Annotated in this window: 19 protein-coding genes; 11 read left to right on the forward strand and 8 right to left on the reverse strand. The window is 69.7% G+C overall.

Features of this window, described 5'->3' with window-relative positions:
- Positions 1-276: hypothetical protein (locus RM445_RS30395; protein ID WP_311560317.1), on the forward strand; the 276-nt coding region annotated here is incomplete at its 5' end.
- Between the two features lie 386 nt (positions 277-662).
- Here RM445_RS30395 and RM445_RS30400 read toward each other — a convergent pair.
- Positions 663-1,157, reverse strand: coding sequence for a DUF4396 domain-containing protein (locus RM445_RS30400; protein WP_311560318.1), 495 nt, complete (start codon positions 1,155-1,157; stop codon positions 663-665).
- 328 nt (positions 1,158-1,485) lie between these two features.
- Between RM445_RS30400 and RM445_RS30405 the strand changes: the two genes are divergently transcribed.
- The 4 genes from RM445_RS30405 (at position 1,486) to RM445_RS30420 (ending at position 6,143) form a co-directional block, all read left to right on the forward strand.
- Positions 1,486-3,585, forward strand: coding sequence for a 3-hydroxybutyrate oligomer hydrolase family protein (locus RM445_RS30405; protein ID WP_311560319.1), 2,100 nt, complete (start codon positions 1,486-1,488; stop codon positions 3,583-3,585).
- Between the two features lie 506 nt (positions 3,586-4,091).
- On the forward strand, positions 4,092-4,595 hold the full coding sequence (locus RM445_RS30410) for a DUF1772 domain-containing protein (protein ID WP_311560320.1): 504 nt from the start codon (positions 4,092-4,094) through the stop codon (positions 4,593-4,595).
- A 195-nt stretch (positions 4,596-4,790) separates the two neighbouring features.
- Positions 4,791-5,327: a pyridoxamine 5'-phosphate oxidase family protein gene (locus RM445_RS30415; RefSeq protein WP_311560321.1), complete on the forward strand. Its 537-nt coding sequence runs from the start codon at positions 4,791-4,793 to the stop codon at positions 5,325-5,327.
- A gap of 660 nt (positions 5,328-5,987) precedes the next feature.
- Positions 5,988-6,143 (forward strand): hypothetical protein, encoded by a 156-nt coding sequence (locus tag RM445_RS30420; RefSeq protein WP_311560322.1) that lies wholly within the window; start codon positions 5,988-5,990, stop codon positions 6,141-6,143.
- 402 nt (positions 6,144-6,545) lie between these two features.
- Here RM445_RS30420 and RM445_RS30425 read toward each other — a convergent pair whose 3' ends face one another.
- The 3 genes from RM445_RS30425 to RM445_RS30435 form a co-directional block, all read right to left on the reverse strand.
- Positions 6,546-7,358, reverse strand: a complete 813-nt coding sequence (locus RM445_RS30425; RefSeq protein WP_311560323.1) for an STAS domain-containing protein — start codon at positions 7,356-7,358, stop codon at positions 6,546-6,548.
- Complete coding sequence (locus RM445_RS30430; RefSeq protein ID WP_311560324.1) at positions 7,339-8,409, reverse strand: MEDS domain-containing protein; 1,071 nt, start codon at positions 8,407-8,409, stop codon at positions 7,339-7,341. Before RM445_RS30430 ends, RM445_RS30425 begins: the two co-directional genes overlap by 20 nt.
- A 583-nt stretch (positions 8,410-8,992) precedes the next feature.
- On the reverse strand, positions 8,993-9,955 hold the full coding sequence (locus RM445_RS30435) for a sensor histidine kinase (protein ID WP_311560325.1): 963 nt from the start codon (positions 9,953-9,955) through the stop codon (positions 8,993-8,995).
- A gap of 454 nt (positions 9,956-10,409) precedes the next feature.
- Here RM445_RS30435 and RM445_RS30440 point away from each other — a divergent pair, with 454 nt between their 5' ends.
- The 6 genes from RM445_RS30440 to RM445_RS30465 all read left to right on the forward strand — a co-directional run bounded on the left by RM445_RS30440 (position 10,410) and on the right by RM445_RS30465 (position 17,106).
- Positions 10,410-11,216, forward strand: coding sequence for an MEDS domain-containing protein (locus RM445_RS30440; RefSeq protein ID WP_311560326.1), 807 nt, complete (start codon positions 10,410-10,412; stop codon positions 11,214-11,216).
- A gap of 292 nt (positions 11,217-11,508) precedes the next feature.
- Complete coding sequence (locus RM445_RS30445; protein WP_311560327.1) at positions 11,509-13,119, forward strand: helix-turn-helix transcriptional regulator; 1,611 nt, start codon at positions 11,509-11,511, stop codon at positions 13,117-13,119.
- Between the two features lie 86 nt (positions 13,120-13,205).
- Positions 13,206-14,582, forward strand: coding sequence for an FAD-binding oxidoreductase (locus RM445_RS30450; RefSeq protein WP_311560328.1), 1,377 nt, complete (start codon positions 13,206-13,208; stop codon positions 14,580-14,582).
- A gap of 131 nt (positions 14,583-14,713) precedes the next feature.
- Entirely contained in the window at positions 14,714-15,760 is a 1,047-nt protein-coding gene (locus RM445_RS30455; RefSeq protein ID WP_311560329.1) for a class I SAM-dependent methyltransferase, read from the forward strand.
- A 61-nt stretch (positions 15,761-15,821) separates the two neighbouring features.
- Entirely contained in the window at positions 15,822-16,238 is a 417-nt protein-coding gene (locus RM445_RS30460; RefSeq protein WP_311560330.1) for a DsrE family protein, read from the forward strand.
- Between the two features lie 46 nt (positions 16,239-16,284).
- On the forward strand, positions 16,285-17,106 hold the full coding sequence (locus RM445_RS30465) for an alpha/beta fold hydrolase (protein WP_311560331.1): 822 nt from the start codon (positions 16,285-16,287) through the stop codon (positions 17,104-17,106).
- Between the two features lie 731 nt (positions 17,107-17,837).
- Here the strand turns inward: RM445_RS30465 and RM445_RS30470 are convergent.
- The 4 genes from RM445_RS30470 to RM445_RS30485 form a co-directional block, all read right to left on the reverse strand.
- Positions 17,838-18,410 carry an integrase core domain-containing protein gene (locus tag RM445_RS30470; RefSeq protein ID WP_311560332.1) on the reverse strand — a complete coding sequence of 191 codons (573 nt, stop codon included), beginning with the start codon at positions 18,408-18,410 and terminating at the stop codon, positions 17,838-17,840.
- A gap of 789 nt (positions 18,411-19,199) precedes the next feature.
- Positions 19,200-20,060: an MEDS domain-containing protein gene (locus tag RM445_RS30475; protein WP_311560333.1), complete on the reverse strand. Its 861-nt coding sequence runs from the start codon at positions 20,058-20,060 to the stop codon at positions 19,200-19,202.
- 159 nt (positions 20,061-20,219) lie between these two features.
- Positions 20,220-21,260 (reverse strand): anti-sigma factor RsbA family regulatory protein, encoded by a 1,041-nt coding sequence (locus RM445_RS30480; protein ID WP_311560334.1) that lies wholly within the window; start codon positions 21,258-21,260, stop codon positions 20,220-20,222.
- On the reverse strand, positions 21,260-21,501 hold a 242-nt coding region (locus tag RM445_RS30485), incomplete at its 5' end, for a hypothetical protein (protein WP_311560335.1). The genes RM445_RS30485 and RM445_RS30480, both read right to left, overlap by 1 nt.

Below are 21,501 nucleotides of genomic sequence, written 5' to 3' on the forward strand. Positions count from 1 at the left end.
GGCGACCACCCGCATGTGGTGGAAGCGGCCGCCGACGAGGAAGTCACCGACGGCGTGGAGACTGCTGATCGGGGCCACATGCGGCTCGTCGCCGTCTCCTGCGCGCAGGTCGGCGACGGCAACCGGCCCGGTCTCGCAGAGAACGCACTGACGGGGAGCCGAGCAGGTCGACGCCTCGTCCCTGTTAAGGCGCACAGCATGAAGGATGACGTCGTCGATCTCCGCCGAGCGCGTGATCGATCTGCCGTTTTAGTCGCCGCTTACGTTGGAATCTGACGCACGTGACCGAACATCAACGATGATCGGAGACTCGGCATACCGCCACCGACCAGCGCCGAAGCTGACGGCAGCGCAGAGCGGATCATGCGACTCCTAGCCAGCGGGTTGTAGGTTCGATTCCTACGCGGCGCACCAGTTTTCGCAGGTCACGGGCCAGCCCGCCAGTGGCGAGTGCTCGCAGCAGTGATCAAGCTACCGGATTGGTGAGCGGGAACCAGGAGCGCGCGGCGGCGCTCGCCACCGCCGTCTCTGGTGGCCGCGGGTGATCGTGCCACAGGGGGCTCGAGGCTGAGGCGGTCGATCTAGCCAGACGCCCTTCTCGTCCGAACCCGGCGGCCACACCCGCGGCAGGCGGCGTCTATGGCGTCTGGCTCGTGTCTTCGTCAGTGGTGATAGGCGTGCACGACGGCGTGTCCCCGACCTCGGCCGATCATCCAGCGGTTGATCGGCAGCGTGACGACGAACGCGACCGCGAGGGCGAAGGCCAGCGAGCCCCAGAAGATCCAGCTGCTGACGCCGGCCTCCATCGCTCCGGGCACGCTCAGCATCACGGCGTTGTCGACGACCTCCATGACGGCGATCGAGACAGTGTCCGCGGCCAGGGCGACCTTTACCGCGCTGCGCCATCCAACTCCGGCACGAAGGACCCCGCGCATCGTGAGCGCATAGCCGAACACGAACGCCAGCGCCACGGCGAGGGCGACCGTGGCCCAGTTCGACAACCCGATAGATGTCCCGATCACCATGCCCAGCACCTCACCGATCGCGCATCCGGTGAGGCAGTGCAGCGTGGCCGACGCAGCGACCGGCCACGGCACCGAGGCGGACCCGTTGGTAGTGGTCGCAGAATCGTGATCATGCACTCCGTGCTCGAGCATCGGTTCCTCCATTCTGTCCCGGTCCGGGTACCCCCCAGGGGTATCTGTGCGTAAGGTACCACCGGGTGCGGACTCGGGGAAGAGGACAGGCGGTGGCGGGGCGCTGGCCACTGGGGCTCGGGCACGGGGTGGCAAAGTCGTGTGGTAGCGGCTGTGGGCTGCGGCTGCGACACAGGGTCGGTGAAGTAGGGCGGGCACGGCTCGCTGCGTCCTGCGGCTCGCGGAAGTCACCAGCATCGAGCGGCTGAGGGCTGGCCAGCTGCGCCTTCTACGGTCCGCCCCAACGGAGGTGCCCGCCGAGCGGCCTGCTGCGTAACGTCGCGCAGCGATGTCCTCTCTCGTGCACCGGGCCGGCGTCGCGCTCGCCCTGGTCCTGCTCACCGCCTGCACGCCGGCCGTTGAGCCGCCTCCACCCCCACCCGTCGTGAAGCCGCCGAACATCGGCGAGATCACCCGGACGGCCTACGACGGCGTGAGCGACGACCTGCTGACCGGCGGGCTGGGCCGGACCGGCCTCGGCGGCGCCGCGCCGCAGCCGGTGAACCAGGCCGCCCCGACGGCCGCGGAGCTGCGCCGGCTCGCGATCTTCAGTAATTACACCGCACTCGTCGACGTCAGCCCGAGGGGCGGCTACGGCACCCTGTTCGGGCCCAACATCGACGTCGCCGGCAACGACACCCTGGGTGAGGGCAAGGTCGCGGGCACGGAGTACCTGGCGTTCTCCGACGACGGCAGCGGGCGCAACGTCACGCTCATGGTGCAGATCGCGGCGACCTGGAACCGCGACCGGCCGTGCATCGTCACCGCCACGTCGTCGGGCTCCCGGGGCGTCTACGGCGCGATCGGCACCGCGGGCGAGTGGGGTCTCAAGCGCGGCTGCGCCGTGGCTTACGCCGACAAGGGCACCGGCCCGCACGTGCACGACCTGGCCACCAACACGGTGACCCTGCAGAACGGGCTGCGCGCCGACGCCGGCGCGGCCGGTCCCGGCTCGACCTTCACCGCCGCGCTCCCCGCGCCCGAACGCGCCGCCTACCTCGCCGCCTTCCCGCATCGGGTCGCGGTGAAGCAGGCCCACTCGACGCGCAACCCCGAACGGGACTGGGGCCGCGACACCCTCGACGCCGTCCGGCTCGCCTTCCACCTGCTCAACGGGGAAGGCGGGGAACGGGCGGGAGACCCCGGCCGGCGGGTCTACAGCCCCGAGAACACCATTGTCATCGCGTCGTCGGTGTCGAACGGCGGCGCGGCGGCCGTCGCCGCTGCCGAGCAGGACACCGAGAACCTCGTCGACGGCGTCGCGGTCGCCGAGCCGGTGCTGCAGCTCGGCCCGGTGCCCGGGGTCACGGTCCGGCGCGGCGCGGTGGTGCAGGGCAGCGGTCGCCCGCTCTACGACTACGCCACACTGGCGAACCTCTACCAGCCGTGCGCCGCCCAATCCGCGCGCGCCGGCTCATTCGGCCTGCCGGCCGTGCTTCCCGCGCCGGTCGTCGCCGACGCCCGCTGCGCCGCCCTGCGCGCCCGCGGGCTGCTCACCACCGCGACGCCACCCGAGCAGGCCGACGAGTCGCTCGACCTCCTGCTGCAGGCGGGCTTCGAACCCGACTCGACCCCTATCCAGGCCACCCACTTCACGCTGGCGACCCCGGCGATCACCACCACCTACGCGAACGCCTACGGCCGCTTCGGCGTGCAGGACAACCTCTGCGACCTGTCGTTCGCCGGCGTCGACCAGGCCTTCGCCCCGGCGCCGCTCGCACCCGCACAACTGGCGCAGTCCTTCGGCACCGGCAACGGGATCCCCCCGACCAGCGGCATCCAGATCATCAACGACGCGAGCGTGGGCGGCGCGCGAGAGAACACGCGGTCAATCACGCCCTCAACGGGCGCGGCGGACTACAACATCGACGCCGCGGCCTGCCAGCGCGACCTCTGGACGGGCACCGACGACCGCGCGAACCGCGTCCGTGCCGGCGTGCAGGAGGTGCTGCGCACCGGTGACCTACAGGGGAAGCCGGCGATCATCGTCGCCGGGCGGGCGGACGCCCTGATCCCGGTCAACTTCAACGCCCGGCCCTACCTCGGGCTGAACAAGGCGGTCGAGGGCGCGGAGAGCCGGCTCTCGTACGTCGAGGTGACCAACGCGCAGCACTTCGACGCGTTCATCGACCTCCCCGCCCTCGCCGGCTACGACACCGCGTTCGTCCCCCTGCACCACTACTTCGTGCAGGCGATGGACCGCATGTGGGCGACGCTGACCACGAACGCGCCGCTGCCGCCGTCGCAGCTGGTGCGGACCACCCCCCGCGGAGGCTTCCCCGGGCTGGCGCCCGCGATCACCGCGGCGAACCTGCCGCCGATCGCGGCGACGCCCGCGCCGTCGGACGCGATCACCGTGACAGACGGGGTGGTGCAGGTCCCCGAGTAGCCGGGTTCCCGACGTCGGAGTGTCGCCGATACGAGCGGGGTCACCGGAAGTGACTCGGCTGTTCCGTCTGCGCGAGACGTCCACGTCGACCGCGTTCGGGCTGGCGGTCGAGATGGGCGGTAGCACGCGTGATCGATCTGCCGCTTTGGTCGACGCTTACGTCGAAGTTCGAGGGACTACGAACGAGCGCGAGTCATGATCGAATGCTCGGCACACCACCGCTGACCAGCGCCGAAGCGGACGGCAGTGCAAGAACTGATCACGCGACTCCCAGCCACCGGGTTGTAGGTTCAAGTCCTACGCGGCGTACCAATCTCCGCAGGTCACAGCCTTATCGAACTACCGGATACTGAGCGGTAACTTGGAGCGCGGCGTCCAGGGACGGCAACCGGGCGGTCCGCATCGTTACGATTATTCGTCGATGCGGACGCCACCTGCCCGCAGGATCCCCTGCGGGCCGGCAGCGGATGGCAAAGTCCAGCAGGGTCCCGAGGAAGGGAACTGACATGGAGCTGACCAACCGTCGCCGACTCAGTGTGATCGCGCGACTTCTCGCGCCGCTCTCGGCGGTGCTCACCGGCCTGTTGGCGGGCGGGATGGGATTCATCGAGGTCGTGCTGCTGCCGTTCTGGCGCGGCAGCTCGCCCGCCGAGTTCCGCCAGTGGTTCACCGACCACTCCGACCGCATCCGCAACGTGATGATCCCACTGGGTGTCGGCGCCGGTGCCGTCAGTACCGCCTACGCCCTGACCCAAGTCGCCGACCGTCGCCCCGACGGAGCGGCCACCACGGCCGCAGCCACAACCTTGGGCGTCATCGCGATCACCGTCACCGTCAACGAGCCGGCGAATCATCAATTCACCACAGGAGCGCTGACCGACGCCGAGACCAGGAACCTGCTGGACAAGTGGGCGAGGTGGCATCACCTCCGCGTCGCCCTCGGCATCGTCGCGACGACGGCCGCGGCCTTCGCATCCCACCAGCGACAGGTGCATCTCAACGAGAAGTGATCGTCAACAGACTCGCCAGCAAGTGCACGAGGATCACGCGCAGATCGACACTAGCCCTAGGGCCGACGCGACGGCGCGTACCACAAGGCCGCTGCGGCCGGAGATGGCTGGAGGACCCCGGTCGGTCGCTACCGACTGAGAAGCCTGTCACCGCATGGGTTGGGCTCGGGCATCTGACGACGAGGAGGAGCGCGGATGCGGTCGGACGAGTACGCGACGGTGGCCGGTCTGGACGAGGTGGCACCGGCGTTCGTGGCGATGGCGAACCGCATGGTCTACTGCACACTTGCGACGGTGGACCGGCGCGGTCCGCCCCGGTCGCGGATCGTGCACACCCTGTGGACGTGGGACGGGTGGTCGCTGATCGGCTGGGTCGGCAGCATCGTCACCCCGATGAAGCGCGCCCATCTGCAACGCACCCCGTATGCATCATGCTCGTACTGCGACGGCGTCGAGGCGTACGACACCTGCACCGCGGAGTGCCATGCCGAGCTGCTGCTCGACGAGGCGAGCAGGCGGGAGGGCTGGGAGCGGTTTCGGGCCGAGCCGCCCCCGCTCGGTTACGACCCTGCGCTGATTCCGCAGTGGAAGGACGGCCCGACGTCACCCGCGTGGGGAGTGCTGCGTCTGCAGCCGTGGCACCTGCGAGTGTTCCCCGGCGAGTTCGCCCGCTCCGGCGGCACGACCGGCCGCATCCTCACCTGGCAGCCGACCAAGGATGCGCCGGAGTAGGCGTGCGACGGTGGTCCGGGCGTCGGGTCGCTACACCGTCTGTCGCCGTCGACGACTAGGGCGTGTCCGGTAACGAAGGATGCAGCGCAGCGCGGCCGACACGTCGTAGACGACACCGTCCGGCTTCCGCGTGGTGCCGCCGCCGCAAGGCGTGATCAATCTGCCGTTTTGGTCGACGCATACGCTGGAGTTCAAGGGATGTCTGTCGACTACCGGACATGATCGCTAAGGCTGGGCACCGCTGCTGACCAGCACCGAGGCACGTGCCAGCGGAGGGCTGATCACGCGACTCCCAGCCAGCGGGTTGTAGGTTCGATTCCTACGCGGCGACACTACGCGGCGCACCAATTCCGCAGGCCACAGCCCTGCCGGCCGCTGGCGGGAGCTCTCAGTCGTGATCAAACTACCGGATGTGTGAGCGGAAACTTGAAGCGTGGGGCGGTGCTCGATGCCGCCGTCGCTGGTGGCCAAGGGCGTGGGTGCTGCAGGCGCTCGAGGCTCGGGCGCTCGAGGCTCGGGCGGGCGCGGAACTCGGCTGAACGCCGCAGAAGCCGGGGCGAGGACCCCTCCCCGCGCATGGGCCGCTGTGACGAGCGGTCTCACGGTGTTCCGCCGGTTGTCACGCTGTAGGGGTGTCAGCTCGTTCCAGAGGAGGACGCCATGCCCAGCGCCAACCGGATGACCACGGCGGCCGCGATCGATGCCGATGAGCTCAAGGGTCGGTACGCGGCACTCGGGGACTACACCGTCAGCTTCGAAGCCTTCAAGCAAGACGTCGACCCGGCCCCGTACTTCGTCGGGATGATCCGTCCCTAGGATCACCGCTCCCCGATCCTCGGCGTTTGCTGGAGCGGATCCGGCCAGCAGAACATTGCACGGGCGATCGGCGACAGCCAGCAGAGCGACGCAGTCAGCCCTGCGCAGGATGCTCACAAATCATGGGCTTCGTCGTAGCCGTAGTCCCCGTCTGGCTCCGTGTCTCCGATCTCAGGGCGAGCAGCGGTGCGCGGGTCGGAGCGCGGCTGCTCTAGCCGTTTGGTGCCGACTTCAGTTCATGGGCCAGGTCATAGCTGAAGTCCTCTGACGGTTCTTGATCATGTTGGTGGGTCACGGGGTCCTCCGGTGCGCCGATTCCTCACCGCTCTCCCGCGCCAGCCGGGCACGTTGTCCGGTTCGGCGGTGACTGCCTCCTCGGCGTCCGGCTGACCGCGGCGGTCGTTAGATCGTGTTCGTCGACACCCCTCTACAGATGAGGTGAAGCCGGGGGAGCCTGTGAATGTCGATCAACTGGAGGATGCGGGTGATGTGGGGTGTGGCGTAGATCTCGACGTCCGCTCCGCGGTCGCGGTAGGGAGCGGTATCGCGGATGAGGGTGCGGACCCCGGCGGCGGCGAGGAACGTCACGCCCCCCATGTCGATATGTACGGTGGGTGACGGGGTGTCGGTGAGAGCACGCAATGCGGTGGCGAAGACGTCGAGGTTGGACATGTCGATCTCGCCGTCGACGTACAGGGAGTCCCCGGTGCGGTGGAGCGCGAGGCGTTGTTCCTGGAGCCCGTCGAGGTGGCGGCCCACGGCCAGGTCGAGGTGCTCAGAACCCGCGCCATCGCGTTTGCGTCGGCGTTCACCGCCCCGGTCGTAGACGCACAGCACCGACACCCGGTGATCACGGCACAGGCGGGCCAGCGTCGTCTCGATCTCTTCGTGGGTGTCCCGGGAGGTAGCGCTGATCACCGCGTCGGCCCAGACGAGAATACCCAGCCCGTGGTCTCGGTCGGGGCGGGCGCGCTGCAGTAGCTCGGCGGGCCGCGCGGCGGTGTGGAGTTCCTCGGGAGTGAGGGCGGTGAGGGCGCTTCCGGCCCGGCTGGCGATGTCCGTGTCGATGGGCGCGCACAGCGTGAGCAGCTTCTCGCTGCGGTCCAACGCGGCCCGCGCCCAGGTGCTCATCCCGGTTCGGCGGTGGCCGGCCGAGGCGGCGAGGAGCCCCTGGTGCCGGGGCGCTGCGGGCTGGTCACGCAGTGTCGGCAGCATGTCCGCTCCTTCCGGGCTGGGGTGTTCCCACGACGAGGCGGATGGTGAACCCGTGGTCGGTGGTGTCGAGGGTGACGTGGCTGCAGAGCTGGTGGGTGAGCCATAGGCCCAGCCCGCCGGGGCAGGTCGTGCTGACGGGCAGGAGACCGGCGAACGGGTCGCTCGGTCCGTCACCGCGGTCAGTGACCGTGGCCACGATGCGGTCCGGTGTGAGCCATAGCCGGAACCGGACCGGGGGACGGCCGTGGATGAGCGCGTTGGTGACCGCCTCGCTCACCCCAAGAACCAGGGAGTCGATGTCGGTGGGGCCGAGCTTCGGTGTTTCACGCTGCGGTGTGTCGGCCTGCGGGGCATCGGCCTGGAAAATGCCGGGCGCGGTGGGGTCGGACCGGAAAGTGTCGGGCCGGGCGGTGCTGGCAGCGTGGACGGCGCCCCGTGCCGTGGCGGGTGTCGGATCAATCAGATCGACCACCGGCGGGGACGCGGTCTCCACCGGATCGCCTCGGCTCGGTGGGCGTCGGGCGAGGAACTCGGTGGGGTCCTGGTAACGCGGGTTGACCCCGCGGCCGTCGGCGGTGGCCAGGTGGGGGTGGGTGCGGGCGACGTCGTCGAGCACGGAGCCGGGGGTGATGCGCGTGTCGTAGGCGCACAGACCCCACAGCGGGAACTCGGCGTAGGCATGATTGACAGCGGCCTCGTAGCGGGCCCACCCGTCCCACGGGGCCCCGACGCCGGGATGGGGAACCTCACTCGCCACGCGGATCCGGGAGGCGCCGTCGGCGACGTGCGCGGCGAAGAGGTCCCGGTTCGATCGGATCACACTCGCCGGCCGGTCGTATCTGTCGTCAAGGAAGGTGAGACCGGTGGTGTCGCGCACGGCCGCCCGGACGAGCCTGGTGGTCGACGCGCCGAGGGCGACCAGGCAGGGCTCGCCGGCGGCGACTCCCTCCTGCAGGAAGGGGACGACGACACCCAGGAACTCCTCGTCGGAGTCATAGAGGACCGCCTCATGGAGATACCCGGGACGGTCAGTCGGTGCACCGATCGCCATATCAGCCTCCTGCCGCCGGTAGCTGCTGTTGCTCACCGTGTCGGCACTCCCTCGGTGTCCGACAATCCGCGATCGATCCTCCGCTGGCACCAGTTCCGTGGACGGCCAGATCGCGGGCTGGGTCGTGGTCGGCCTGTCGTCCAGGCCGAACCACACCCTCATGCCGCCGTGGGCGATGGTCCTCCCGGCCCCACCAGTCAACCAGGACCTCGACGAGGCACATGCGGGAACGCCTCTGGTTACCGGTGGCCGCAGTCGCCCGGGGCGCCTGTGGTGTCGGCGGGGTCAATGCTCACCGCAACGGTGCTCATCTTGTTCATGGCGATCAGAAAGCCAGTCCAGCGGCTGGGAGCGAGCCGCATAGCGCACCGACTGCGGCTCAACGCGTGCCACACCCGGCATAGCTACGGTACGCCCACCACCCACCTGGCCGCGCTGCCCCGCCCTCTGTGGGTTCCGAACTCTGGTGGCCTCGGTAGCCGCAGGACCTGCTCGAAGGGAATCCGGCCTGCCAGCCCTCCGGTAGGTCGGCCCGAGCGAATGCGAGCGGGTGACGTCGTAGCCGGTGGTTGCGAATGGCGCGTTAGTCAGCGTGGTCGACGGGATGGGCTGCGGCGAGGCGGATGGTGTAGCCGTCGGCATGGTGGCGGTGGGCGACGTCGACGAGTTGGTGGCTCAGCCACAGGCCGAGGCGGGGCCCGGGGCCGGGGCCGTTGACGGGGCCGTTGACGGGGCCGGGTGGAAGGAGGCCGACAAGAGGGTCGCTGGGCCCGGGCCCGGTGTCGGTCACGGTGACAGTGACCCGGTCGGGCTGCGCCCACAACCGCAGCAGCGTCGGTGGCCGTCCATGCATCAGGGCGTTGGTGACGGCCTCGTGGACGGCGAACACCAGGTTGTCGATCTCACCGGTGGGCAGCCGGTGGTGGCGGGCGAACCCGGACACGGTCGCGCGGGCGGTGGCCGGGGACGGGTCGACAAGTTCGACCGCCGGGGCAGTGCGCTCCACCGGGTCGGCCGAGCAATTTCGGTGCTGCTTGAGGAAGTCGACCGGGTGTTGGTAGCGGTCGCTGTGCTGGTGACCGCCGTCCTGGGCGATCAGGGGGTGGGTGGCGTGCAGGTTGGCGACCATCTCGTCGGTCAGGGTGTGCCGGTCGTAGGCGCACACCGCCCAGGTGTCGTGATGGCTCAGGGCCAGGTTCAGCACCGCTTCCAGGCGCCGCCACTCCGGCCACTGCGACGACGGGATCACCGGCTCCTGGTGGACCACCCGGGCGTAGCTGGCGAGCATCGGGCGCGCCGCCCGCACGTGCAGGGCCGGCCGGCCCGGCTGCGCCAGGGCCGGTTGGACGGTGAGGTAGGGCGAGGGCCCGACCTGGTGCAGCACTGCCTCAGCAGTGTCGGGGCGGACCAGGAGCAGTGTGGGCTCCTGGGCGGCCACCCCGTCCCGGACCATCGGCACCACGAACTCCACCAACTCCTGGGTCGAGCGGTGCAGCAACAACTCGTGGCGAAAGCCGTGCTGACCAGCGGCAGTAGTTGAGGTCATAGCCTTGTCTCCGCCCGGTGGGCGATCAGAATATGCACAGCTCCGCCGACGCGTCCCGTGATTGCTGGGCGGTCAGAGCACGACTGACGCGCCCCGGTGTACCCATCAAGCGCGCTGAGCGCCCGGATGTCAAACGACACCGACCGCTGGTGGCGCCCGTCACCACTCGGTCTTCAGCACGGGTTGATCGGCCTGACCTGCCCCTCGGTGCAATCGAGGCACCCCTCCGGCTACCTGTCGGGTGCTGAAGGCGCGTCGAATCATGCTGAATGCGATCGGTCGGCTCTCTCAGGCAGCACCCGCCTCCCGCGCCCCGGGCGATGTATGTGGCGGGCGCTTGACGGACGTTGTCGACGGAGTTGGCTGACGAGCGGTACCGGGCTGCGGCCGCCGTGCCGGAGGTCGGTGTGGGCGGGGCCGCCCGGGAAGCTGGATGAGCGCCGGGGAGAGCGGAATGCACACGATCGTGGTGTTTGCGCGTCGGTCCCGACACGAGGCCGTGCTCGGCGCCTGGCTCGCCGACGCGGTGGGCCGCGGGGAGAAGGTGCTGCTGCTGCGGGCCCCAGGGGAGGACGCCTCGCTGATCGACCGCTCGCTCACGGCGGCGGGTGTCGATCCGAGCAGTGTGGTCGGATCGGGTCAAGTGGAGGTGCTCGACAGCGCCCGGTGGGGCGCGGAGTGCGGTGGTCGAGCCGAGAGTCTGTACGAGCTGTACCTGGGCCAGGTGCGGCGGGCGGGTCGGGACGAGTTCCCCGGAATAGCAATGACCGGGGACGAACGTGCAATGCGGGCGCTGGTCCGGGACGACGTCGAACTGGTCGCCCACGAACGCGACATCGACCGGTTGGTCGCCGATCAGGGAGTCCGGGCGCTGTGCCGATATCCGGTGTGGGAGGGCGGGGACGTTCTGCGCGGGATTCTGCGACTGCACTACCGCAACGTCATCGATGACCTTTGGCAGGCCACCGTCGTCGCGGACCGGCTACTGGTGCGCGGCGAGATCGAAACCAGCAACGTAGATCGATTCGATGTGGTCGTGCGCGCGGCCGTGACCGCGGGCGCATCAACGGTGGACCTTTCCGGGGTGGAGTTCTTCTCCGCGGCCGCCGTGCGCGCACTGTTCGGCGCGGCAGACCTGCTCCAGCAGCGCGGTAGACCGCTGGTCCTACTCGATCCACAGGTCAGCCGCGTGAAGGCCCTCGCACTCGAGTTCCTCGCCCAGCATCCCGCCGTCGAGCTGACTGGCGAGAACAGCGGGTAGCGACGCCGCTCCAACTCACTGAGACGACGACGCATTGCGGCCAGGCGCTCGGCCCCCAGCCGCCTCAGCACGCTCCGGGTCACGTCCCGCGGCCCCCTGGACCGGGGGCGGGACATCTGGCGGCAGACGGAGAGCGCATGGAGATGTCCGGGGCGGTCCAGGCTTGGAACGCAGGTGCTCGGGTATGGCCCCGGAACCCTAACCGCGCATAGTCGCCCACCAAGCCTTGGGCTAAGGCAGGTCTCCCCCATTCGGTCTTGTCGGCTGGGCTCGTGCCCCTGATGCTGGTCGGATGGTCGGCGAGTCAGACCTGCTGGCGATGGGCCGAGCGGCGCTCGAGCACGCGGCCTGGTCGCAGGCCGCCCTTCATTTCGAGGAGGCTGCCGCGACCAGTGATGCCGCTGAGGCGTGGGAGGGGCTGAGCTGGGCGGCGTGGTGGCAGGGCGATCAGGACACGACGTTGTCCGCGCGCGAACGCGCCTACCGTGCTTACCGAGGGACCGGCGATGTGTGCGGCGCGGCGCGGATGGCGATGTGGCTGGCTTCTGACCACCTCAAATTTCGTGGCGACGACGCGCTCGCGTTGGCCTGGGTGGCGTGCGGGCGGGCGCTGGTGAGCGGCCACGAGCCGTGCACCGAAACGGGCTTCATCAGGGTGCTCGAAGCGGATATGGCGTTGCTGGCCAAGTGCGACCCGGCATCCGCTGAGCGCCTGGCGCGTGAGGCGCTTGACCTGGCGCGGGGCATTGCGGACGTGGGAGTTGAAGTCGTCGCGCTCGCGGTCCTCGGCAGCGCGCTGGTCGCCTCGGGCTCGGCCGAGGAGGGTCTGAGCCGGCTGGACGAGGCGGCGGCGTTGGCGGTCGGCGAGGAGTTCACTGAGACGATCGCACCGGGTTGGGCGTTGTGCCACACAGTCTCGGCCTGCGCCGAGGTGGGCGACTTCGGGCGAGCTGCGCAGTGGTGTCGCGCCCTTCACAGCTGGTCGGCGACCTGGCATGCGCGCCTCTTCTTCGGGGTCTGCCGCACCGCGTACGGTCAGGTGCTCGCCGCCGGCGGCGATTGGCCGAACGCTGAGCAGGAGCTGCAGAGCGCGATGGCCGACCTGTGCGCGACACGCCCCGGGCTGGTCGCGCCCACCGCAGTGCGGCTGGGCCTGCTGCGGGCGCGGCAGGGCAAGCTCGCCGAGGCCCGCCGGTTGTTTGAGGCGGCGCTGCCGCTGCCAGCGGCTATCGCCGCGCTCGGCGAGCTGGACCTGGCCGGCGGCGATGCTACGGCGGCCGCGGACGCGGCGGACCGCGCGTTGCGGCGGCTGGGAGACGCGAGCGTCTTGGATCGACTGCCAGCGCTGGAGCTGCTCGCGCGGGCTCGCGCGGCCGGCGGGGATAGGGCTGGCGCGGCTGCGGCTGCGGAGCACGTGGAGTGTCAGGCGGAGCGGCTCGCGACGCCGTACATGCGCGGTCGCGGGCGTCTGGTGCGCGCGGAGGTGCTGTTGGCGGGCGGCGACCACGACGGCGCCCGGCGGGCCGCCGAGGATGCCGCCGACCTGTTCGGCGCCTGCTCGGCGCCCTACGAGGCGGCCCAGGCGCGGATGCTGCTGTCGGAGGCGCTGGCGGCACTCGGGCGCCGCGAACGGGCCGAAGCGGAAGCACGCTGCGCGCGGGAGGCGTTCGCGCTGCTCGGTACGCGCAGGCCGAGCCGGCCGGACGCATCCGAGGAGCTCAGCCTTCGGGAGGTCGACATTCTGCGCCTGGTGGCGGGCGGGCTGGGCGATGCCCAGATTGCCGAGCGACTGTTCCTCAGCGTGCACACCGTGCACCGGCACGTGGCCAACATCCGCACCAAGCTCGATGTGTCCTCCCGCGCGGCGGCGGTGGGACACGCCATCCACCACGGCATGCTCTGAGGTGCCCGATGGCCGTTTCCGGCCATCCCACGTGCTGGCCGATTGGGGCGAAGTGGCACGCCAGGGGCCGGCGCGAGCCTTACTCCATGACAACGACGAGCCCGCTCACCGCCGGCGTCGACGAGCTGCGTTTCCGCCTGCACGGCGGCTTGCACGAGCCGGGCGACTCCTATTACGAAGACAGCCGCACACTGTTCAACACCGTGATCAACCGTCGGCCGCGGTATGTGGCGGAGTGCCTGGCGGTGGACGATGTGGTGGCGGCGCTTGCGTTCGCCCGCGGCCATGACCTGCCAGTAGCCGTCCGCGCCGGTGGGCACTCCGTGGCCGGGCTGTCGCTGTGTGACGACGGCCTTGTCCTGGACGTGCGCGGCATGACCGACATCGACGTCGACACGGACCGGCGCATCGCGCGCGTGGGTGGTGGTGCCCGCTGGGCGGACCTCGACCGCGCGACGCAGGCCCACGGGCTGGCGACGACCGGCGGACGAGTCTCCACGACCGGTGTGGCCGGGCTGACGCTCGGCGGTGGCTCCGGGTGGCTGGAGCGCAAGCACGGCTTGGCCTGCGACAACCTGATCGCCGCCGAGCTGGTCTGCTGGGACGGCCGGATCACTCGCGCATCCGGTGAGGAGAATCCCGAGCTGCTGTGGGCACTGCGCGGTGGCGGCGGGAGCTTCGGCGTCGTCACCGCGCTCGAGCTGGCGCTGTACCCACTCGGACCTGAGGTGTTCGCCGGCGTGGCGCTGTTCGCCGCCCATCGCGCCCACCGGGTGCTGCGCACCTTCCGCAACGTCATGTATCAAGCCCCCGACGAGCTCTCCCTAGCCTGCGCGTTCATCACCGCGCCCGAAGAGGACGACGTCCCGACCGAACTACGGGGGCGCCCGGCCATCGCGATCCTCGGCATGTGGGCGGGGAGCGTCGACGACGGTGAATTAGCGCTGGCGCCCATCCGGGCGCTGGTCCCCGACGCAGACTTCTTCGGCCCCACCGGCTACGCCGACTTCCAGTGCTCGGTTGACGACCCGCCCGGCTACCGCAACTACTGGACCGCCGAGAACGTCGCCGACCTGCCCGACGAGGCCATCGACGCTGTGGCACGGCGCGCGGCCGAGCTCCCGGCCGGTCCCTCGCAGCTCTTCATCGTGGCCTGGGGCGGCGCGGTAGCCCGGTTCGGGCCGCAGCATTCACCGCTTGCCGGCCGGGACGCGGGATTCATCGTCCACCCCCTGCTGCTGTGGGAGGACGCGGCCGACGACGAGCGCAGCCGCGCCCTCGCCCGCGCGTTCCGCGCCGATCTGCGGCCCTGGTCGACCGGCGCGACCTACCCGAACTTCGTCGGCGACGAGGGCAGCCAGCGGATGCGCGCCGCCTACGGCACCAGCACCGAGCGGCTGGCCGCTGTGAAGGCCGAATGGGATCCGCGCGGCGTCTTCCGCACCCACCAAGACATCCAGTAGCCGCCCGCCACCTTCCTCACCGGGTGCGGCGCACACCGGGCGCACCCGGTGTCACGACGGCGGCGTGACAGCGGGCACGCCGAGCCTCGTACGGGACCGGCCGTGAGCCGGCACAACGAAAAGGATGGATCATGGATCAAGACAAGTTGATGGAGTTGCTCGGCCGCTTCACCGCTGACCTGGGCGCGACCGGCTCCGCCGGCCTCGCGGTGATCGGCAACCGGCTCGGGCTGTACCAGGCACTCGCGCAGGGCCCGGCGACGCCAGGTGTGCTCGCCGAGCGCACCGGCTGCCACGTGCGCTACCTCACGGAGTGGCTGAACAACCAAGCCGCGGGTGGGTACGTCAGTTACGACCTCGCGACCGGTGAGTTTCTTTTGTCCGACGAGCAGGCGTTCTGCCTCGCCGACCCGAGCGGGCCGAACATCTCGGCCGCCTTCCTCATCGCGCTCGGCTACCTGCGCGCCGAGCCGCGCATCACCGAGGCGTTCCGCACCGGCGCCGGCCTCGCGTGGCACGAGCACCACGAGGACGTCTTTGTCGGGTGCGACGCCTTCTACCGGCCGGGTTACGTCGCTGAACTGGTACCGAGCTGGATTCCGGCACTGGACGGCGTGGCGGAGAAGCTCGCGGCTGGCGCCCGGGTGGCCGACCTCGGCTGCGGCCTGGGTTCCACGGCGGTGCTGATCGCGCAGGCGTACCCGAACACCAAGGTAATCGGGTCGGACTACCACGCTGAATCGATCGAGCGGGCGCGGAAGAAGGCCGCCGACGCCGGGGTTGCCAACCAGGTCGAATTCGAGGTGGCCACCGCACAGACCTTCAGCGGGACCGGCTACGACCTCGTCACCATGTTCGACGCCTTGCACGACATGGGCGACCCTGTGAACGCCGCCCGCCGGGTGCATGACGCCCTGGCGCCCGACGGCACCTGGCTGCTGGTCGAGCCGAACGCCTCCGACACCGTCGAGGAGAACTTCAACCCGGTCGGCCGGCTCTACTACGCAGGCTCGACGTTCCTGTGCGTACCCAACGGGCTGTCCCAGCCGGGCGGCTACGCCCTAGGCGCGCAGGCCGGCGAAGTAGCGATCCGTGAGGTCGCGTCGGAGGCCGGGTTCACCAGGTTCCGGCGGGTCGCGGAGAGCCCGTTCAACGTGGTGTACGAGATCCGGCGGTAGCCGGTCGGCGGCCCAGGTCCCAGATCCGAAACCGATCCGTTCACAGCCGAGGAGACCCGTCATGGAGAAGCTCGCCATCGTCGTCCGGGACGACGGCTACGACAAGATGCTCACACCGCTCACCTTCGCCTTCCTCTGCGCGAGAAAAGGTGTGCAGGTCGACATCCTGTTCGTGCTCTGGGCGGTACGCGCCCTCACCAAGGCGGGCGCCGCCGCACTGGAGATCGACGGCCGGCATGCCGCGGAGGCGGCCGCGCTCCGCCGCACGCTGGTCGAGGACGGCGAACCGACCGACATCCTCGACTGGCTCACCTACCTCGCCAGCACCGGCAAGGTGAACCTCTACGGCTGCCGCCTCGCCGCCGCCACCTTCGGCGTCGACGAGTCCGACCTCATCCCGGAGGCGACCGGAATCGTCGATGCCACCTGGTTCCTCGAGGAGAAGGCGATCGCGGCGGATCACTGCCAGTACTTCTGAACGCGGACACCAACAGCCACACCCGTCACGAGAGAGGACCATCATCATGCCCACGTTCATCGGCTGCCGAGGCCGGATCTTCCACGACAGCTGGCAGCCCGACGGCGCCGTCCGCGGTGCGGTCGTCCTGCTGCACGGCTACGGCGAGCACCTCGGGCTCTACGACGCGCTCGCCCGCAGGCTCGTCACCGACGGCCTGGCCGTGCACGCGATGGACGCCGTCGGCCACGGGCGCAGCGACGGCGAGCGTGCCGTGATCCCCTCGTGGGGCGAGTTCGCCGACGACGCCCGCAGGCTCGTCCGCCTCGTCCACGCGCAGCACCGCGAGGTGCCCGTGGTCGTGATTGGGCACTCCGGCGGCGCGCTCGCGGCGATGCTGCTCGCGCTGCGCTCACCGCAGATCCTCGACGCGCTCGTGCTCTCCGGCGCGCCGCTGCTCGCCCAGGAATGGATCGACGCGGAGCTCGCGACCGGCGCCGCCGAAACCGAGGTAGGCGATCCGACCGAATGGATGAGCACCCACCCGCAGTACGTGCACGCCCTCCTGCACGACCCGCTGACCTGGAAGGGCGGCTTCCGGCGGGAGACGCTGCTCGCGGTCAGGGCCGTCTGGCCGGAAGTCGCCGCCGGACTCGCCGAGGCCCGCCCTGCCCTGCCAGTGCTCCTCGTCCACGGAGCAGCCGACCCAATCGTGCCCGTAACCGACGCGCACGCCGTCGCGCAGACCCTGCCCCACGCGAGGGTCCGGGTCTTCCCCGGTGATCTGCACGACGTGCTCAACGAGCACGACCGCGACGCCGTCCACGAATTCGTGGCCATGTTCCTCGGCACGGTGGTTGCAGGCCGGCGGACACCACTCGTTTCCTGAGGGCCCTGGGGATCATCGGCAGACGGCGAGCGGTGCGACGAGGGGCCGGCGCGGATCGCGGGCGACCCGCTCGCGGTCAAAGTCGGCCGCACTGAGCAGGCGACGGTTCGCGGGCGGTCACCCGAGTCGCGATGCCGTCATCTGACCGATCCGACCTGAACATTCACCCAGTCAAGGCTGCGTGACAAGTTCCAGCCAGGGGTAGCACCCCTGGTCGAAGCGGGCGACAAACTGGGCTACTGGCTCCGGATTCGGGATGCACTCGACATCTGTCTCTGCACCGAGATACATCGTGTCCGCAGCACAAACGCTGATGCAGGCGGTACGTGTCACACTTTGCAGATAAGAAGTAAGCGGACACTTGTCATGTTCTCGTCGTTCCCCAGAAGACCCTAAACGGCTAAGGAACATGGCGATGTTCTCAGGCATTTTGAGGAGTGCAAGCGCTGCAAGGTGCCGCTCGATGACTTCTTGGATCGAAGGGGAAGGAGCTGTGTCCGTCTCAGCCACCAGGGCCGGCCTCAAATGATTTTCCCACAACATCGCAACTCTGCCTCCCTAATGTGGTCTCACGCCTCTCAGGCGGCATGCAGCAGCGCAGCTGCAAGGTACCCAACTCGCGTGGGAGCTAGTCCCGAAGACTCTCCTCGGTCGGAGTCGACTCCGTCAGACACCCCGACAACTATCGGGGGCTTTCATCGGCAGAGTTCGCAGATCGGTCGTGGATCGGTTCAAAGGCGGCGTCCGAGGCCGATGTGGTGCAGGCGGCTGTTGTGGCGCAGGGTGATCACGCCGGAGTTGTCGATGCGGTCGTGGCGGACGCGGTAGTGGCCGGTGTCGACCGGGGTTCCGGTGGGGACGGCTTTCGGGCGGGCTGAGTACGCCTGCGCGGGCGTGTGCTGGGCCAGCGCCCGGTGCGGGCGGGTGGTGTTGTAGTAGCCGCGGAACTCATCGAGCAGCGCCTGCAACTGGCGGACCATCTGTGGGTGGGGTTGGTGGTCGAGCCATTTCTTGATCCCGCGCCGCGGCGGCCGGGTCGCCCTCGAGATCACCTGCCACACCTCGCGCATCGTGGGCGCGGGTCGCCGCAGCACACACCATCCCCCGGGCAGGGCCTCGGCCACGGCGTGATGGAGCAGGTCACCGGGGTTGCGGCGCTCGTAGCGGATACCGCTGTGGCGCCTGCGCACCGGCAGCCCGGTGATCGGGTCCACGGTGGTGAGGGCCGGTACCTGGTTGCGGTGCAGGATCCGCCCGACGGTGGAGGCCACCAGCCCGAGCTCACTCCCGACCTGGTGCAGCACGGCCGACGAGCGTCGCCTCTGGCGGAAGCAGCGGCCGCCGGGAGAGCCAGACGCCGAGCGGCACGAATGCCGCCCAGCAGGAAGCTGTGTAACGCCCCATCCCCAGATGCCGCTGTGGAAAAGCACCAGCAGCATCGGGACCAGAGAACCCAGCCAGCACCCACCACTTCACACGGAACAGCGACGCGACCGCCGCGGCAACCAGCGGGAGCGCGAACACGACATAGCTGAATGCCGTCCAACACCGAACAGCGTGTCGACTGAGGATTGGTGTGGACGATCGGGGGCTCCATCTCGCAGTACGTGATTTTCAGCCAGGCCAGGTCCCTTCCCTACCGCCGCTCGACGATGGCGCTGCCGGCAGCGGTGGCCTGCTGCACGTGGTGGCCGTCATGAGTAGAAGATGGGGCGTCACCTCACATGCTGATGCAAGAGTGTGTGGGCGGTCCTCCCGGTGAGCCCCCCACGCCGGGCTGGAAGTCCAGGAACCATCCGGGGTGGACCGGATGGCGTCGCCACCCGTGGGCGATCCCCCGACTGATCGACCTGCTGTCGTTCGTCGCTGGGTAGCGGACGAGTGGCATGCCCGGCGATGATGACCGTCCTCGGGAGCCCGAGGGTCTACCGTGCTGCCATGTTGATCGACGGCCCGCGTATCTGCGGTTATCGGTAGCCAGCGCGCTCTGCGATGTGCTGTACAGCCGGCGCCGGGCAGCTGCGGCCGATTCGCCGCACTGCGGCCGAGGACCGGAGCGGAACCGGCCACCGCGACCTACCTCGGTGACAGCCTCACGTCGTGCCCTCCACCCGTAGGGCGATCAGGTCCACCAGGTTCGAAAGCTGCGTCACGACGGTGGGCGGATCGCGGAGCACCATGGTGGCGTCGTTCGCCGCGGCGTGCCGATCCAGGGTGAGGAGCCCGCGGACGTCGATGAACTCCAGATTCGTGGCGTCGACGACCACGGTGCCTCCGGAGGTGCCGATGCCGATCCGTTGTAGCGCCTGCTCGAGCTGATCGGTGCAGAACACGTCGACGTTGCCGGCCAACGCGGCATCGGCCGAGCGCACGGCACGCACCTGGAACGGAGAAAGCGCTTCGTGGGCCAACGCGTGGACACAGACGAGCTCAGCGACAGCGCTGTTCCCCAGGGCGGTCGCGTCGTAGGCGCACAACATCGTGAGGGGGTGCTCGAGGCAGAACCGGTCGATCAGATGCTCGTAACGCACCTGCTGCGCTCGTCGCGCCGGGTCCCGCACCCGGCTGCTCCCGTAAGCGAACACCCGCAGGGCACGATACCCGGCCGCGAGCGCATCCTCGGTCATCGCTGCAAGCAGTGGCAGCTCCACAGCCGGATCAACCGACGCATCCGAGCCCGGCAACGTGTTCCTCGGCACGAGCTGAAGCCGGCCCCGTTCGAGCTCGTCGTCAAGGGCCGGAACGCCGTCGAGATCGCGCCGTAGCTCGTCTGGCCCACCCTCGCCCACATACGCGACTCGCTCCTGGCCGGCCAGTCCCTCCGCCACATACGCCTGCGCGACGGCTACCGCGTCGGCGTCCCCGCGAAACGGCCAACACACATGATCACCCGGTCGTCGACCACTCGGTGACGACACCCTCCATGGCTTGGCTACGGGCCTTTGGCCGCCCACACCTGATGACCCTTCATCCCGGCGGGCGCGCGGCGGAGCCCCGCAGCGGCCAACCTGGAGCTACTGCAGAACCGTCCCCGTCTTTCCGGGACCGGAGGCAGGCTGTCCTGAGGCTGATCCGCGGCAGGGCTGGGGCTCGGGTGTGTCCGGGGCTGATCATCAGCTCGGGCCGCCCCCGCTCACACCGTCGCCACTCCACGACCCTTTGCCGTTACCCCGCGCGAAGGAAACCGGGTACGGAGTGCCCGCAACCAGCCACACCGCGAACCCCTCGGGAGTCTGCGTCAGGGTGACCCGGCGGCAGACCTGGCGCGTGATCCACAGGCCCAGTCCACCGTCGACCTGTTCGCCGCGCCTCGGGAGATACCCGGCGTAGGGGTCCGATGTGCCGCTGCCCTTGTCGCGGACGACGACAAGCACCCGATCAGGAGCAGCCCAGGCGCGTAGCTCGACCGGCGGTCGGCCGTGGCAGATGGCGTTGGCCAGTACCTCGCTTATACCGACGACCAGCCCGTCGATCGTCTCGCGGTCCAGTTCGGTCGTGGCGGCCAGGGCCGCGGCCGCCCGACGGCCGTCGGTTGGAGCGGGGTCGGTGAGAGTGAGGTCGGGGCGGGACTGGTCGAGGGGATCGATCCCGTTGCGGGCACGCTCGGCGAGGAACGTTGTGGGCTCGGTGTAGCGCGGGTTCGGCCGATGCTCGCCGTCCACAGCCAGGTAGGGGTGGGTGCGTCCGACGTCGTCGAGCACCTCCGCCGGGACGCCGCGGATGTCGTAAGGACAGACCGACCAGACCGGCAGCGTCGCAAAGAGGTCGTTTATCGCGGCCTCGTAGCAGACCCAGCCGTCCCACTGTGTCCCGATACCCGGCTCCGGTATTGCGCCGATCATCCTGATCTGCCTGAGCCACCGGCCACCGGTCCCCGCCCCGGCGCAGTCCAGGAACATCTGATAGTTGCGCTGCAGCGTCGTGAACGGTTGGCGGTACTGCTCACCGGCGAGCAGGGTCAGACCGGCCGGATCTCCCAACGCTTTCTGGACCCGCCGCTGCAGGGCGGCCGGAACCGCCAGCAGTGTCGGGTCGCCGACGGCGATGCCGTCAGCGAGGAAGGGCACGGCCAGCGCGAGGAAATCTTCATCCGAGGCGTAGAGCGCTGCCTCATGACGAAAGCTGGCCCGACCAAATAACGGCCCGTGGCTCATCAGAGCACGTCCACGCGCAGGTGTTGCAGGCCGATCGCCTCTGCGATCTGCGCCACCGTCTCGCTAGGGGTGCGCAGGGTCAGACGGATACCCCGTTGGCCCGCGCAACGGTCCGGGCGTGTCACGACGACCGTGTAAGCCGCGGGTGACCCAAGATCGACCGCTGTGATCGACACGGCGGTCGGAAGGGACACCCGAGTGAGCAAGGACCAGCCCGGCCCGGACGCCGATGCGGCAGCGG

This window comes from Pseudonocardia charpentierae (assembly GCF_031845345.1).
Lineage (GTDB): Bacteria > Actinomycetota > Actinomycetes > Mycobacteriales > Pseudonocardiaceae > Pseudonocardia > Pseudonocardia charpentierae.

Bases quoted from the DNA above. Each gene is read 5' to 3' on its own strand.
- RM445_RS30400 (WP_311560318.1), bottom strand. From the start codon at position 1,157: ATGCTCGAGCACGGAGTGCATGATCACGATTCTGCGACCACTACCAAC.
- RM445_RS30405 (WP_311560319.1), top strand. From the start codon at position 1,486: ATGTCCTCTCTCGTGCACCGGGCCGGCGTCGCGCTCGCCCTGGTCCTG.
- RM445_RS30410 (WP_311560320.1), top strand. From the start codon at position 4,092: ATGGAGCTGACCAACCGTCGCCGACTCAGTGTGATCGCGCGACTTCTC.
- RM445_RS30415 (WP_311560321.1), top strand. From the start codon at position 4,791: ATGCGGTCGGACGAGTACGCGACGGTGGCCGGTCTGGACGAGGTGGCA.
- RM445_RS30420 (WP_311560322.1), top strand. From the start codon at position 5,988: ATGCCCAGCGCCAACCGGATGACCACGGCGGCCGCGATCGATGCCGAT.
- RM445_RS30425 (WP_311560323.1), bottom strand. From the start codon at position 7,358: ATGCTGCCGACACTGCGTGACCAGCCCGCAGCGCCCCGGCACCAGGGG.
- RM445_RS30430 (WP_311560324.1), bottom strand. From the start codon at position 8,409: ATGGCGATCGGTGCACCGACTGACCGTCCCGGGTATCTCCATGAGGCG.
- RM445_RS30435 (WP_311560325.1), bottom strand. From the start codon at position 9,955: ATGACCTCAACTACTGCCGCTGGTCAGCACGGCTTTCGCCACGAGTTG.
- RM445_RS30440 (WP_311560326.1), top strand. From the start codon at position 10,410: ATGCACACGATCGTGGTGTTTGCGCGTCGGTCCCGACACGAGGCCGTG.
- RM445_RS30445 (WP_311560327.1), top strand. From the start codon at position 11,509: ATGGTCGGCGAGTCAGACCTGCTGGCGATGGGCCGAGCGGCGCTCGAG.
- RM445_RS30450 (WP_311560328.1), top strand. From the start codon at position 13,206: ATGACAACGACGAGCCCGCTCACCGCCGGCGTCGACGAGCTGCGTTTC.
- RM445_RS30455 (WP_311560329.1), top strand. From the start codon at position 14,714: ATGGATCAAGACAAGTTGATGGAGTTGCTCGGCCGCTTCACCGCTGAC.
- RM445_RS30460 (WP_311560330.1), top strand. From the start codon at position 15,822: ATGGAGAAGCTCGCCATCGTCGTCCGGGACGACGGCTACGACAAGATG.
- RM445_RS30465 (WP_311560331.1), top strand. From the start codon at position 16,285: ATGCCCACGTTCATCGGCTGCCGAGGCCGGATCTTCCACGACAGCTGG.
- RM445_RS30480 (WP_311560334.1), bottom strand. From the start codon at position 21,260: ATGAGCCACGGGCCGTTATTTGGTCGGGCCAGCTTTCGTCATGAGGCA.